14 protein-coding genes and 1 tRNA gene are annotated in these 14,394 nt (G+C 53.7%); 8 read left to right on the top strand and 7 right to left on the bottom strand.

The window, feature by feature from the left end; genetic code table 11:
• Nucleotides 1-60: 60 nt before the first annotated feature.
• From JWG43_RS13435 to JWG43_RS13450, 4 genes are all read right to left on the bottom strand, one after another.
• On the bottom strand, nucleotides 61-279 hold the full coding sequence (locus tag JWG43_RS13435; protein ID WP_205243459.1) for a hypothetical protein: 219 nt from the start codon (nucleotides 277-279) through the stop codon (nucleotides 61-63).
• 24 nt (nucleotides 280-303) lie between these two features.
• Nucleotides 304-2,055, bottom strand: coding sequence for a L,D-transpeptidase family protein (locus tag JWG43_RS13440; RefSeq protein WP_205243460.1), 1,752 nt, complete (start codon nucleotides 2,053-2,055; stop codon nucleotides 304-306).
• Nucleotides 2,056-2,425: 370 nt separating this feature from the next.
• Nucleotides 2,426-3,370 (bottom strand): ABC transporter substrate-binding protein, encoded by a 945-nt coding sequence (locus JWG43_RS13445; protein WP_205243461.1) that lies wholly within the window; start codon nucleotides 3,368-3,370, stop codon nucleotides 2,426-2,428.
• Nucleotides 3,357-3,632, bottom strand: coding sequence for a hypothetical protein (locus JWG43_RS13450; protein WP_205243462.1), 276 nt, complete (start codon nucleotides 3,630-3,632; stop codon nucleotides 3,357-3,359). The genes JWG43_RS13445 and JWG43_RS13450 overlap by 14 nt, the downstream gene beginning before the upstream one ends.
• A gap of 261 nt (nucleotides 3,633-3,893) precedes the next feature.
• Here JWG43_RS13450 and JWG43_RS13455 point away from each other — a divergent pair.
• From JWG43_RS13455 to JWG43_RS13470, 4 genes are all read left to right on the top strand, one after another.
• A tRNA-Sec gene (locus JWG43_RS13455) sits at nucleotides 3,894-3,991 on the top strand.
• 563 nt (nucleotides 3,992-4,554) lie between these two features.
• A complete protein-coding gene (locus tag JWG43_RS13460) occupies nucleotides 4,555-5,499 on the top strand; it encodes a helix-turn-helix domain-containing protein (RefSeq protein WP_504208223.1) in 945 nt (314 codons plus the stop codon).
• Between the two features lie 11 nt (nucleotides 5,500-5,510).
• On the top strand, nucleotides 5,511-5,906 hold the full coding sequence (locus tag JWG43_RS13465) for a hypothetical protein (protein WP_205243464.1): 396 nt from the start codon (nucleotides 5,511-5,513) through the stop codon (nucleotides 5,904-5,906).
• Between the two features lie 484 nt (nucleotides 5,907-6,390).
• On the top strand, nucleotides 6,391-7,071 hold the full coding sequence (locus tag JWG43_RS13470) for a CBS and ACT domain-containing protein (protein ID WP_205243465.1): 681 nt from the start codon (nucleotides 6,391-6,393) through the stop codon (nucleotides 7,069-7,071).
• Here the strand turns inward: JWG43_RS13470 and ftsH are convergent.
• The gene (gene ftsH, locus JWG43_RS13475) at nucleotides 7,047-8,894 is read right to left on the bottom strand and encodes an ATP-dependent zinc metalloprotease FtsH (RefSeq protein WP_205243466.1); all 1,848 of its coding nucleotides are present in this window, start codon (nucleotides 8,892-8,894) and stop codon (nucleotides 7,047-7,049) included. The two genes, JWG43_RS13470 and ftsH, sit on opposite strands and share 25 nt — an antisense overlap.
• A gap of 199 nt (nucleotides 8,895-9,093) precedes the next feature.
• Between ftsH and JWG43_RS13480 the strand changes: the two genes are divergently transcribed.
• Nucleotides 9,094-9,702 carry a 3'-5' exonuclease gene (locus JWG43_RS13480; protein ID WP_205243467.1) on the top strand — a complete coding sequence of 203 codons (609 nt, stop codon included), beginning with the start codon at nucleotides 9,094-9,096 and terminating at the stop codon, nucleotides 9,700-9,702.
• A gap of 165 nt (nucleotides 9,703-9,867) precedes the next feature.
• Here JWG43_RS13480 and JWG43_RS13485 read toward each other — a convergent pair whose 3' ends face one another.
• Nucleotides 9,868-10,878, bottom strand: a complete 1,011-nt coding sequence (locus JWG43_RS13485; RefSeq protein ID WP_205243468.1) for a serine/threonine protein kinase — start codon at nucleotides 10,876-10,878, stop codon at nucleotides 9,868-9,870.
• A 400-nt stretch (nucleotides 10,879-11,278) separates the two neighbouring features.
• Here JWG43_RS13485 and JWG43_RS13490 point away from each other — a divergent pair, with 400 nt between their 5' ends.
• Nucleotides 11,279-11,962 carry a rubredoxin-like domain-containing protein gene (locus tag JWG43_RS13490; RefSeq protein ID WP_205243469.1) on the top strand — a complete coding sequence of 228 codons (684 nt, stop codon included), beginning with the start codon at nucleotides 11,279-11,281 and terminating at the stop codon, nucleotides 11,960-11,962.
• Between the two features lie 230 nt (nucleotides 11,963-12,192).
• Nucleotides 12,193-12,693: a rubrerythrin family protein gene (locus tag JWG43_RS13495; protein ID WP_205243470.1), complete on the top strand. Its 501-nt coding sequence runs from the start codon at nucleotides 12,193-12,195 to the stop codon at nucleotides 12,691-12,693.
• A gap of 324 nt (nucleotides 12,694-13,017) precedes the next feature.
• Here the strand turns inward: JWG43_RS13495 and JWG43_RS13500 are convergent, their stop codons facing one another.
• Nucleotides 13,018-13,302 (bottom strand): hypothetical protein, encoded by a 285-nt coding sequence (locus tag JWG43_RS13500; RefSeq protein ID WP_205243471.1) that lies wholly within the window; start codon nucleotides 13,300-13,302, stop codon nucleotides 13,018-13,020.
• Nucleotides 13,303-13,509: 207 nt separating this feature from the next.
• On the opposite strand from JWG43_RS13500, the gene JWG43_RS13505 reads away from it, so the two are divergent.
• Nucleotides 13,510-14,268, top strand: a complete 759-nt coding sequence (locus tag JWG43_RS13505; RefSeq protein ID WP_205243472.1) for a SagB/ThcOx family dehydrogenase — start codon at nucleotides 13,510-13,512, stop codon at nucleotides 14,266-14,268.
• The last annotated feature ends 126 nt before the right edge of the window (nucleotides 14,269-14,394 follow it).

Raw genomic sequence — 14,394 nt, forward strand, 5'->3', positions numbered from 1 at the left:
TCATGGGTAACCAATCACAGCTGGGCAGGCTGCGGTAAAGGGCGAACCCCAACAGTCATCTCAATTCCGCGCTTCTTTGCCGTCTGCATCCACCCAGACTTCGCGGAGAACCAGGTTCCGGTCTTCCGGAACCAGGACCCGGCAATTGAGCACTCCTTCGAGAAATGTTCCATAGAGTGCCTGTCGCGGGATATGCAGTGTGCCGGCCTCATCCAGTCGTACCATGGCAATGATGTCGCCTCCATTGCCGAGGGCCAGTTCGCAGGGTATTTTTCGCATGGTAGTCCGTTGCTGTCCAGATGATCAGTAGGCATTGACATCGATATCTTCAGGTTCTGTCGCCCGAGCCGGAGGCCGCCAGGGAGTCCTTTTACTTTCCGGAATCAGAATGATTTGCTCCAGGGGAACCGGTTTCCTGTTGAGCGCGGTAAAGATCCCCTCGTCGCGATTATAGAGATCGGGCTTGAACAGTACTGTACCGTCAAGGACATTGGTGGTCAGGTACATCAGAAAAATGGGTAGAGGCTGCTTGAGGAATACCGTCGTTGTTCTCCCGGACTCGATGATCTGATCGAACCTGGCCTCGGTCATCGGATTTCCAGGGTCGTTGGCAAGCAACATTTTTCCCAGTTGCAGTGGATTCTGTACGCGAATACAGCCGTTACTGAAGGCTCGTTGTGTCTTGCCGAACAGGTATTTACTGGGCGTATCGTGCAGGTAAACGTGATAGGGGTTGGAAAACATGAATTTGATCAGACCAAGAGCATTATCCGGGCCTGCATCCTGGCGCAGCATGTAGGGGATGTTCCTGCCCTGGTACTGCCACCAGGGGATGGTGTCCGGGTCGATTTCCATGCCGCTGTTGTCCAGCACGCGAAGATTTTGTTTTTCCAGATAAGTTTTATCGGCGATAATATTGGGAATCGTTTCGTTTCTGGCAATGCCCGGGGGGATGGTCCAGGTGGGGTTGAGGACCATATATGTGACTGCCGAACGAAAAACCGGGGTCTGGTGAAAGGGTTGGCCCACCATCACCTTGGTCTTCCAGACGAGTTGATCCTGATGATAATACTGGAGCATGAATCCGGCAATGTCAACAATAAGACTGGAACTGGGTAAATCGTGGATGACCCATCTGGTTCTCTCCAGGTTGACGCGGATTTGCCTGATGCGGTCGGAGACGGACACGTTCATGGCGCCCAGCGTGGCTCTACCGACGATACCGTCGGCATCGAGATGATGTCTGGCCTGAAAATGCCGGACCGCTTCCTCCAGTTCCTGGTCAAAAAAGTTCGGATCGGAGGAGTCGATATAGGCGAGATCGCCGGTAATGAACAGTCGTTCACGCAGGACCGCCACCCGCTCGTCCACCATGCCTGGCCTGAGATTATGGCCTGGGGGGACCTGAGGCCAGCCACCCGAACCAGCTATTTTCCGGTAGGTGGCCAGGGCCTGCCTGAGGTTGATATAGGCGGCATGCGACGGAGAGAGCGCGTCAAGGACCGCCCGGACCGTACCGGTGGTGATGGCATGGAAGCAGGCATCGATCAGGGAAGAGCGGGGGGTTGTCGTGGCCAGGTTGTTTTTCTCCTCCACTTCACCCGCATCGACTTTGCCGTACCGTTTGTGGTGCGCAAGGAGCAGCATGGCATCGGAAAGCAGGATGTCATGGTTGACGAGATCAGCCAGGGTAGCGTTTTCCTGCCGCAGTTTCTTGCCATAGCGGGTGATGGATTGGAGGTGGTAATCATCGGGTATCAAGCCTTCCTCGGCGGCGCTTTTGATCGCCCCGAGCAGTTGATCCACGGTTCCCTGCTCTTTCCAGAGTACATTGAATTGATTGTCGCGGTACAGGTCAAGGAGGAGCCCGGCGGCATAAATGGTGTCCGATCCAAGTTCGTTCTGCTCTTCGAAATGCAGGCGCTCCAAACGTTGCTGGATAAACATCTGCAGGGTTTCTTCGGTTTTTACCGGGCTGGCGAGCAAGAGGGACAAGAACAGAAACAGCCCCGTTAAACCAGGGGGCAGGAGCTTGATTGTGGATGATGCAGACATGTTTTCCTTTGTGAAGAGTTCGGGGAATTTGCAACGTATTGGCTCTTGGTACCCAAAAGGGACTTTCCTGGATCCATGAGCGGATGCCCCGAAGAGCGGCTGGTGAAGGTTATTGGCAAGGATTCCACTGCAATTTATAATCTGATGACAGCAAGATATATCCAAAAAAAGAGTCCAGCCGTCAGAGATTCAGGACTTTAACAAGGTATGGTTGATCGCTGCACGGTTGCCCATGATCATCATCTTTTACTTGTAAGGAAAAAGAAGGATTCTGACAAGGCGATTAATGACCTTGACTGGAAAAAGGGCCCCCGGGGAAGCCTGCGGGCGGGGACGGTCGGAGGATTCGGGCCTGGGCTTCTGCATCGGGTCAGAGTAACGCGGAGGGTTTTTCAGTTTTGGCTTGAGCCAACTGCGGGTGGATCAGGGTGGCGATTGTCACCAGGGTATCGGCAAAGGTGGTGGGAGAGGGACTGCAGACCAGATCCGGATCCACAACATGGACTCGACCGCTGCGTGTGGCTCTGATACTGCTGTAAGTGTTCCACATCTGTTGCTGTTCGGCACCCACGCCGCCGAGTTCGCTTCCCATGACCGCGATGATGATGACGTCAGGGTCAAGAGCGACCACTTTTTCAACTTTTATTGCCCCGGACCTCTGGTCTTCGGCTATGTTCACGCCACCGCCCAATTCAATAAAATCATGGGTAAAGGAATTCTTTACCGAGGAAAACAACGGGTGGGCTCCAACCTGTAAAAAGACCTTTTGCCGGGGCAGGCCTGCCACGGCGTCTTGAATATTCCGCACCGTATCAGTGGCCTGTTCAATAACCATTTCGGCCTGCTTCTCCAGGCCGAGCAGCCGACCCAGGCGGAGAAATTGGCTGCAGATTTCCGCAAAGGATGCAGGCTGTGCAAAGGTTTCAACCCGGAAGCCAAGACGTTCGAGTTGAGCAATCTGCGCCAGGGGGGTCAGATTGCTGGCCAGGATCAAGTCCGGACGAAGACTGATGATCTTCTCGATACTCGATTCCATCACCGATCCTACTTTTTCAATGTCCTGAGCCGCATGCGGCCGCTGGCAATAGAGGGTGTTGCCCACCAAGTTGTCGCCGGCACCGAGCAGAAAGATGTTTTCGGTGAGCAATGGACTCAGGGAAACGATACGTTGATACAACGGTGCCGCTCCGGCATGAGCCGCACTGCTGAGGCTGGCCGGGAGAGAGAGGACCAATGCTGTGAGCAGGAACAGGAGCAGGCGGGAGGGCATGATCGACATAGAGCAGCAACGATGTGCCGGTTCAGATGATGTCATCCTCTTCGTCTTCCTCGTCCTCATCAACATCGACATCTTCTGTGTCGTCGGAAAAATCCTCGTCCGTATCCTCGTCTTCATCAGGAGATATTTCCGGGGTCGAGCTGTCGTCCTGCGTGCGTGCGGCTTTGGGGATTTTTGCCTCGGGCAGTACGAATTCCCGTATTTTTTCGATCTCCTCGGGAAGAAGGAGGTCGGTTTGACAGATAGGGCATCCCTTGACGTGGTTATCCACGAACTGCATCATGCGGGCCGGCGCCATGGTTTCCTGTTTTACTCGGAGGTACCAGTCCTTGATAAGACGTATCAGTTGTTCACATTCCATTGATAATAATAAAAAAGTTCCCTTCCTGTCCGGCTGACAATGATACGGGTGATCTGGTGGCGATCAGGTTGAATAGCATATATACCTGCTCTGTACAGTGTACGACCAGGCACGGTTTTAAAAATAAGAACGGTTTGATACTTTTTCTGATAATATGTTGTTATTTTGGTTAATAAATATTAAAAAGTCCGTATTTGGGGAAGTGGAAAGGGCGCTGGTGGCTCTCCCGGACTTCAAATCCGGTGCGCCGGGTGAATAACCCGGCGGGTGGGTTCGATTCCCATGCACTTCCGCCATTTTATTGGTTTTTTCAGTCACCGCCGCCATTTTATCCTGAATCTTTCCACGCTGTCAATCTTCTTTTCCCAGCTTTACCGTAAGACCGTTGTTACCAGGTTCCTGAATCCGTGAGCGTTCGTTCGATGCTGATGAAGGATGGGCGTGTTCGGGTACTTTTCCTGTTTCCGAAGAGGCGGAATATGTTTTTCGGCATCCACCGATGACCATGACTCCAACCCATTTGTAGACCTTGTGAATATCTCTTGCCGGCTTCAGGTGAGGTGCTTTTTAAAGACAGCATGGTTTGAATAAGGTATTTTGCAAGACGGGATTCGTGGCGGTAATGTGATAACCGGAGCCCCTGAGGGACATTTCGGTTCCAGTTTTCGAGGCGACCATCACACTGGCAAGTGCGCTGAAAGAGGACCAGGGTGGTTCAGCAGAGAATATCCTGGATCCTTGAGCGAACGCCGCGAAGGGTGGCTGGAGAAGGTTATTGTCAAGGAATCCGATGCAGTTATAAATTGATGACAGCAAGATATGCCCAAAACAAGAGTCCAGCCGTCACGGATTCAGGAAAATGCAGATCAGTGGCAGTGTTGACATAAACGGTAGCAAGATTCGCTTGCTCAGAGAGCAAAAGGATCTGACCCAGCTGTATCTGGCCACGGTTGTCGGCGTGACTACGGATACCATCTCCAGGTGGGAAAATCGCCGTTATCCTTCCATTAAGGTGGAGAATGCCAGAAAACTGGCGGATGCACTTGGGGTGACTCTGGAGGAACTGCTGGAGGACAAAGATCAGCAGAGTTCGGAGGATAGGGCGGTTCCAGTACCAAACCATGAGAATTTCTCGTTTTTTACCTCCCGATATGGATTGTTTTTTGGGGGAGCCGGGATTGCGCTGCTGGGAGTTGTCATTTTCCTGCTGCTTACTACAGGAGGTGACCTTGACACGAAGGCAACCAGAATTCTCCCCAATCATGCATCCTACCATCTTCCTTTTCCTGTGCGCATAGAGATCACTGGCGCCAAGGATGGACTACAGACATTGCTCATCCGTGAAGAACTTTTTGGTGACTGCTTGGCTATCGGGCCTTCCGAAGGCGACAGCCCGAAACAATACGGTACAACTCCACGCTGGATCGGGACATTGGTCAAAGGGCGAGCCACTTTTCTGTATAAGGTACAACCCCTGGCTCAACCGGAAATACACGCAGGGCAAGAACAAATAATCAGGTTTTCCGGAGATTTCCTCTTCAGAGAAGGGCAGACGGTCGGCGAGAAAATCGGCGGCCCAGACACTATTACCCTGACCCCGTATCACTGGGCTGATATTGACCAGGACTATGTGATCAGTGATAATGAGATCCTGCTGGCCTATGAGACCTTCTCCGTCCCCGGAGAGAACTTGATCAACTTTGCGGCCATTGAAGAACTCTGGCTTGCCGGCGGGTACACCTGGGATGACCGGACCCTGTCCTTCATCCCCACACGCGCGGAGCACATCCATTCTCTGGAATAAAGGGTGAATGCATGAAGAATGTCTGCCGATCCATGATGCAACTGTTCATTGTTCTCGCTTTCGCTGGAACAAGCTGGGCGCAGACTGATGTAAGCGGGCGGTATCTGGCCGGTGGCGGTCATGATGTCCGCATACAACTGACTATCCAGACGCCTCCTCCAGCGGCATTCATAGTGTTGCAGCATATCCCGCCAGGGGTGACGATTGTGGACGTATCCCCGCGGCCATCGGGTTTCCAGCCGGGAGCGGGTACGGTCAAGTGGTTCTTCAGGCGTCCCGCCCCCGGGACCATGACTCTCTTGCTGCGGTTTTCGCACCCCGTAGCCCTCAACAGGCTTGCCGGCGAGATCAGTTATCGGCATCCGGGAAGCGAAGCGTTGATCACCAGAAGTATTACCGCTTATTAGCAACACAGGCTCCAGAGCATGGGGACGGTGACAGGGGATATGCACCCGTTGACCGGTTGCGCCGATTGTGGGGAAAAAAAGAGTGCTTGCCTGTTCTCAAACGGTCTTCCTTTCTTGGCTTTTTGTTGTGCTGGCAAATGAAACCCGGGGTATGGTATGCATATGCCTGCGGTACCATTCGTCAGCACGCCTCGATTGAGAACAGAACATTTCCCTGAATCCGTGACGGCTGGGCGCTTGTTTTGGATATATCTTGCTGTAATCATATTATAATTGCAGCATAATCCTTAAAGAGAACCTTCACCAGCCGCCCTTCGGGGCGTCCGTGCGCACGCCATCTTCATTGCCCGTAACCGTCCGATAAAGTTTACTTTAATCGAACGGTCACAGACAATAAAGCTGACGCACGGACGAACGCTCACGGATCCAGGATTTCGTATCCGGATGAAAACCGGAGAATACCTCTTGAACAAAGGAGAAGGCGATGTACGTCGGCAGAATCATGCATACCGGGCTTGTCACGGTCAAGCCGGAGACCAGCATTGTGGAAGCACAGGAACTCATTCGCAAGCACAACATCAAGCACCTGCTGGTCGTCAATAAAAAAGGCCGGCTTGCCGGTCTTGTTTCCGACCGGGATCTGAAGCAGAATTGGGCCTCTCCGGCCACAACGCTGAGTGTTCATGAACTTGGTTATCTGCTGGAAAAGGTCGAGTTGGGCATGATCATGGTGAAGGCAGTGGTGACCGTCACCCCGGATACCACCGTTGAACGGGCTGCCTATATCATGCAGACCAACAACATCAGTTCCCTGCCGGTTATGGAAGGGAGTAATCTGGTCGGTATTGTGACTGTGACCGATGTCATGGCCGTGCTCCTCCGGGCTATCGGCATGAGCGAGGACAGTGTGAGGCTTGGGGTTCTGGTTGAAGACAGCATCGGCCGACTGGCCGATGTCACAGCCATCCTCAAGCAGGAAGAGGTGAATATTCAGAGCTTCTTCTGCTGGCCGGACCGGGAGTATGCCGGTATCTCCCATCTGGTGATACGGGTGGCAAAGGAGGATGGCATAGGAGCTCTTCAGGCCCTGGAGAGAAACGGTTTTCGTGTGCTCACCCGGTATGAAAAGGATCTGACCCCCTATCTGCCTGGTTCGGCCGGGTAATTTTCCTGCCGTTTCATGTCGGCGGTCAGTTCAAGCAGCTCTTTTTCCAGCAGGGTTTCTTTTTCCAGGAGCAGTCTGGCGCAACGCTCAAGGACTTCGCGATTGTTTTCCAGGAGCGTATAGATCATGGCAAAGGTGTCATCAACTATTTTCCGGACCGAGGCATCGATCTGACGGGCCGTGCTGTCACTGATCTTGCAGCCGTTGAAGCCGCTGGGGCCCTGCTGGCCGAGAAACCTTTCCTGGTTGTCCTCATAGACGACAAAGCCGATATCAGGGTCCATGCCGTAGCGGGTGACCATGCTGCGGGCAATATCGGTTGCCCTGGCGATATCGTCGGCAGCGCCGGTGGAAAGATGGTTGAAGATGAGTTTTTCCGCGGCGCGACCACCGAGCAGCACAGCGATTTTGTACTCGAGTTCTTCTCTGGTCATGAGAAAACGGTCTTCGGTGGGGCGTTGCAGGGTATAACCAAGGGCACCAATCCCCCTGGGAATGATGGAGATTTTGTAGACCGGATCTGATCCCGGCAGGGCCAGGGCGGCCAGAGCATGGCCGGTTTCATGGTATGCGACAATTTCCCGTTCCTTTGGGTTGAGCAGGCGGTTTTTCTTTTCCAGGCCGGCGATGATCCGTTCAATGGCCAGGGTGAAATCCTGCATTCCGACCGCGCTTCCCTGCCGCCGGGTGGCAAGAAGTGCGGCTTCATTGACCAGGTTGGCCAGATCCGCACCGGAAAAACCAGTGGTCAGGTCAGCAACCTGACTGGGGTCGACATCAGTGGCCATTTCAATTTTTTTCATGTGCACCTTGAGAATGGCAATGCGGCCGATTTTATCAGGTCGATCCACCAGGACCTGCCGGTCAAAGCGGCCGGCTCGCAACAAGGCCGGATCGAGCACCTCCGGTCTGTTGGTGGCCGCCAGCAGCACCAGGCCGCTGCTGGAATCAAAGCCGTCTAATTCAACCAGCAGCTGATTGAGGGTCTGTTCCCGTTCGTCGTTGCCACCAAATCCCGCGGCAGTACGGGCACGACCAAGCGCGTCGAGTTCGTCGATGAAAATAATTGCCGGGGCTGTTTTCCGTGCCTGGTCAAAAAGATCGCGAACGCGGGCCGCTCCCACACCGACGAACATTTCGACGAATTCGGAACCGCTGATGGAAAAAAACGGCACTGAGGCCTCGCCCGCGACGGCTCTGGCCAACAAGGTTTTCCCGGTGCCGGGAGGGCCGACCAGGAGGACGCCTTTCGGCATGCGAGCCCCCAGCTTTCCGTAGTCGTCCGGAGCCCTGAGGAAATCGATGATCTCCTGCAGTTCCGCCTTGCTTTCATCGACGCCGGCGACATCGGCGAAACTGACCCCGGTCTGGTGTTCCACGTAGATCTTGGCCTTGGATTTACCGATGTTCATGAATCCGCCGCCCATCCCCTGCTTTTCACTGAACTTACGGAAGATAAAGAGCCAGATACCAACAAAGATCAGGGCCGGCACCACCCAGGAGAGAACAGTGACCAGAAATCGACTCTCATGCACCCGGGTGAAGGGAACACCATATTGTAACAAATGCTCAGCCAGTTGCGGTTCGACCCGGTTGGCGACCACAACGGTCCTGCCCTGGGCATCCGGTTCCCGCAGCACACCGGTGATCACGTTTTCCCGGATGGTCAGTTCGGTTATTTTGCCCTCCCGAAGCAGTCTTTCCAGGTCACTGTAGGGAACCGCGGTGATACTTCGCTGCTGGGCCCATATTTCATGAAAAATCAGAATTCCCAGAATAGCAAAAGCAGCGAAAATGATGTTGTATTTCTGATTGTTGTCCATAGCGTTGTTCAGAAAAGAGAAAAATAAAAACAAACAATATCAGATACATCACGATGGTGCGCGTGAACACTGCGTTATTGTTATCCTGGATCCGTGAGCGGCTGGTGAAGGTTATCCTCAAGGATTCTACTGAAATTATAATGCGAATACAGAACGATATGCCCCAAAAAGCGTCCAGACGTCACGGATTCAAGGTGTTATGGAAATAAACAGGGAAACCATCAATCTGCTGCCCCTTGGGCATTGGCAGGGTCCGGTTCATTTGATCCGTTCTCCCGAGCAGATCGAATCAATGGAGTCACCTCTGGCCCGGGCCGACCTGCTGGGGTTTGACACCGAAACCCGTCCTGCCTTCAAGCGAGGTCAACAATTCCCTCCCAGTCTGCTGCAGTTGGCAACCGGGGAGGAGGTGTTTCTCCTCCAGTTGAGATATACCGGTTTGCCCCGATCTATTCGGACGGTGCTCGAGGATTCGGCCATTATCAAAGTCGGGGTCGCGCCGGATCATGATTTGCGGGCGCTGCGGGCCATGGAACCCTTCCAGCCGGGGGGATTTATCGACCTGGCCAGGCTTGCCCGGGATTCCGGGATTCGGCAGCGTGGTCTCAGGGGGCTTGCCGCCGCGGTCTGCGCGGTACGGATCTCGAAAACAGCCCGGACATCCAATTGGTCCAGCGATGTCCTCACGCCCCGGCAAATCCGCTACGCCGCTACAGATGCCTGGATTGGCCGGGAGATATTTCTGCGACTGCGCAGCCAACGGACATGCCCACCGGATGACCCGTCCGCGGGTACACCTGCATCATGACATTTCCCCTGGATCCGTGAGCGGATGCCCCGAAGGGCGGCTGGTGAAAGTTGTTGCCAAGGATTCCACTGCAATTATAACCTTATTACAGAAAAATATATCCAAAACAAGCGTCCAGACGTTACGGATTCAGGATGAGCGGTACCGTTGACCAGCCGGCGAGGATCAGAAGGGCCAGTCTGATACTGTTGCCCGCTCTCTGATGTGTTTTAACTGGTCGGCCAGATCCTCTGTCTCGGCCTGCCAGTAGCGGGGCGAACCGAAATCGGGGATGATCCGGGAAACACCGTCTCCAGACACCTGCATGGCGCACCATGCCGAATAGTGTATGAAACGCATCGCCCGCAGTGCCTCGACCAGAAGAAGGTTTGAGCGGTCAAAGGGGCGGAAGGTTTCATATCCCTCCAGTATCAATTCCATTTCACGTGGACAATCGGCGACCCTGCCGGGAAGAAGCATCCACAGATCTTGAACCGGGGGGCCCATGACCATGTCGTCGAGATCGATGAGATGCAGCGACTCGCCCGGCCGGTAAATGAGGTTGCCCCGGTGGCAATCCCCATGAATTCGAATGGATTCGATCCCTGCGAACAACGGCAGGATTTCGTCGATGATGGCCGATGAGATCTGCTGGTAGGTCTCGGCGCATTCCACCGGCAGATGAGCACTGGCGAAAATGTATTGCAAGTGGGCCTTGGTGGTGATTCCGGGGTGCATCAGCGGGCGTTTCAGTGCTGGTTGGCGGGCCCCCACCAGGTGGACCCGGCCAAGGAGCCTGCCCAGGGCAATCCATTGTTCCTCAGTGAATTCGTCCGGATTCCGCCCGCCTTTTTTAGGGAATACGGCAAAATAGACTCCGTCATGTTCGCCAAGTGTGCCACCGTTCCGCAGGGGCAGGGGGGCGATAACCGGGATTTCGTCGGCAGCCAGTTCGCAGAGAAAATCATGTTCGTCCTGAAGGGCGGCCTGCGACCATCGATCCGGTCGATAGAGTTTGACCACCAGTCCTCGCCCTTCGCTATCGGCCAGTTCATACACCTGGTTGATATAGCTGTTGTAGGGGCGGCAGAGGTTGGTGCAGCGGATGCCAAGGGCCGATTCCACCAGATCCAGGATGGCTTCCGGGGACAGTTCCGATAACATCAGGCGTTGCCGTTGTGAGGCCATGGTCGTCATAGGCTGTCTGCTCCCTGGTGACTGATCTCGCTTTTTGTAACTGTGTATCAGTATCCCTTTTCGGTCGAACAGGTTCTGGAATCATGTGCTTATGGGCACAACAGTCTGATCGCCTGTACATGAAAGTATTGGTGAACGATAATCATTTCAGCAAAACTCTTTCAACCAACCGGGCGTTATGATAGTATCAAGGCTTTGATTCTGAAGCGCATTTAGCTGACACAATACGGCAGACAGACTCTTTTTGCCAGTTGTAATCAACATTCGACCCGCTTGACGGTATTCCGTCGAGGGCAGGAGCCATAAGGCTGCAGATCCCTGAGATTCTCCTGGGCGATTAAGCGTCCAGCCGTCACGGATTCAAACATATGAGATCAACCAGGACTATAGGAGGTCCAACATGAAAAAATGGGAATGTACTGTGTGCGGTTATATCCACGAAGGCAATGAACCGCCTGACGAGTGCCCTCTTTGTGCTGCAGACAAATCCAAATTCGTTGAAATCCAGTCCACAGAGGAAGGGTCATCACCTGAAAAGGTCGCAACGGTGGAACAGGGTGCGGTGACTGAAACCGCTCCAGAGCCTGCACCGGAACCAGCCCCTCCTGCTGAACCACCGCCTTCCGGAATGGCCACTCTCCTGGCCACGGTGAATGCATTGATTCTCCGCTACCATCTCCATCCGATCACCGTGCACACACCTAACGGGATTGTTCCCATGGCCTTTCTCTTTTTCTTTCTTTCCGTATTGCTGGGCCATCCGAGTTTTGACGCCGCGGCACTGTACAGTCTTGTTTTTGTCCTGATCGCCATGCCGGCGGTGCTCTACACCGGTTACTCTACCTGGCAGGATCGCTATCGGGGGGCGATGACTTCTGTATTCAAAATGAAGATCGGCGCTGCGGCGGTGAGCGTGGTGCTCATGCTGATCCTGGTTATCTGGCGGGCAGCACGACCGGACGTAGTCGCCGAGCCTTCTGGTGGCCGCTGGTTGTTTCTCTTGCTTGCCCTTGTGTTGCTTGGTGCGGTCGGGATAGCCGGCCACCTGGGGGGTCAACTGGTCTTTGGTGCGCGGAAAAAATGAAAGAACAAAGGATGTGCGCGAGAATCTGTATCAGGTAATTTTTATTCTTATTTATACTTGCCCCAGCGGCCCGTTTGATGTACTGTGACGGCCATAGTACTCGGGCGCTTGCACAGCGGTGCATAAAGAAAAACAACCTGCCCGTACAGCGGTCTTGCCGACTCCGTTTTTTTCTGAGTATTTTGGCGCTGGCCCGTGAAAACCAACATAATCAAAGGGAGGATAAAAGTATGGCATCAACAAAAGACAATCTCAAGGAAGCCTTTTCCGGTGAAAGTCAGGCTAATCAGAAATATCGTGCTTTCGCGAAGAAGGCTGAGAATGAAGGGTTTGCCAATATCGCCAGGTTGTTCAGGACCACTGCCGAGGCCGAACGTATCCATGCCGAGGGGCATCTCAAGGCAATGGACATGATCGCTTCCACCGCGGAAAATCTTCAGGCTGCCATTGACGGTGAAACCTACGAATTTCAGGAAATGTATCCACCCATGGTTGATACGGCAGTGGCCGACGGCCACAAGGCCAAGACCATGTTCAAGTTTGCCGTTGATGCGGAAGCGGTCCATGCCGACATTTACAAAAAGGCACTTGATGCGGTGAAAAAAGGTGTCGATCTCGATGTCAACGAGTTTTATCTCTGTCCCATCTGCGGGTATATCGAGCTGGGATCGGCCCCGGAGAAATGTCCTGTCTGCGGTGCTAATAAAGCGCTTTTTGAGCTGATTGCCTGAAGTGATGATGATCGGGGGCGCCAGGCCCTGATCCTGACCTGGATACGTGAGCGGATGTCACGGATTCAGGCCTGATCGATGAACCCTTCTCCCGCGTTGCGCAAAGTGGGTAAGGAGTGGTAGGAAGCACCCCCATGGCGCCCGGCGCGTCATGGGGGGGTGGGGATGATGTTTCAAAGGCTGGATTCGCGAGAACTGCCTCGGGAAGCACAGAACCCACTTTTTGCAGAAACCTGGATCCTTGAGCGGATGCCCAAAAGGGCGGATGGTCAAGGTTTTTATCAAGGATTCAGGAGAAAGACTCTTGGAAAAATATCTTAAACACTATTCTGGATTCCGCCAGTTATCCTTGATCCACTGGATTGTGTCCTTTTGAGTTTTAATGTCCATGGGGAGCCGGTCGTGAATGAATATTTCCAATCTGTTGCCAAGATTCTCCACCGCCCATGCTAAATGGTCGGTCAGATGATTGATCATATACAGAACTTCCCACCCCTCTTTTCTATTGAATTCGGTGTCATCGGGAATTCCGGAGATTCTGGGATCACCTTTTTCGTAATGAGACCAGTTGTATTCGTACACGAGATTGGATTTTTCAAATTTTTCCATGAAATCGCCTCATAAAGTGAGAAACAGGTACCAGGTTGATTTTGTACGTTAATCTATCAATATAAGCACCGCGATGACCTTGTAAAGGAAAGCGGGGGTCGAGGTGACGACCGCGAGGCCAAAGCTTAGGCAGAGCCTGTTGGCGAATAACAGTAAAGTCGCCGCTTTGAGGTGAAAGTAACAGGGTTTAAAAAAGAAGGGGAAGAGATGATTGACCAGCGGACGCGCGCCCAGCGCCTGTTTTTAACCGATACTCTGCGCGGCCAGGTGGATTTTTCGACAACAGACCAGCAGCGCGGGATGCCGCCGCCACCTCTGCAGAAACCCGCCGATCCCCTGGCAACGCGAATCCAGTTGGCTGGTCCGGAGGAGTGGGAGCCGGTTCTCAGGCCCATCGATCTGCACCAGGCGATTGCCCGGCGGCAGAGTCGGCGCAGGTACAGCGCTGCTCATCTCAATCTTGCCGAATTGTCTTTTCTCCTCTGGGCGACCCAGGGCGTTCACCGAGTGGTGGGGCCCGGAACCGCTCTGCGCACTGTTCCTTCAGCCGGTGCCCGGCACAGCTTTGAGACCTATCTGGCCATACAAAAAGTGACCGGAGTCACTGCAGGGCTTTATCGCTTCCTGCCTCTGGACAACCAGCTGGTCCAACTCCGTGAAGATGAAGATCTTGGCCCAACGCTGACCAATGCGACCTTTGGTCAGTCTTTTGTCGGCAGCGCGGCGGTGACGTTTATCTGGGCCTGTATTCCCTATCGGAGTGAATGGCGCTATGGGCTCACCGCTCACCGGGTGATCCTTCTCGATGCCGGTCATCTCTGCCAGAATCTCTATCTTGCCTGTGAGGCAATTGAAGCAGGGACCTGTGCAGTTGCCGCCTACGATCAGCATGCCATGGACGACCTGGTCGGCCTCGACGGTGAGGAAGAATTTGTTGTTTACCTGGCCCCGGCAGGCAAACGTTAAGGAGTCTAGTAAAAATAACTTGAACACTATGGGTTTTGTTTAGGAGCAATCATGTAGTTCCACTCGCCGTGAAACTCATCACGAATGAGCGCGAGTTGTTCCATGTCTTTGTCGGGCACCTTAATA

The sequence above is a fragment of the Desulfobulbus alkaliphilus genome (genome assembly GCF_016918545.1).
Taxonomy (GTDB): domain Bacteria; phylum Desulfobacterota; class Desulfobulbia; order Desulfobulbales; family Desulfobulbaceae; genus Desulfobulbus; species Desulfobulbus alkaliphilus.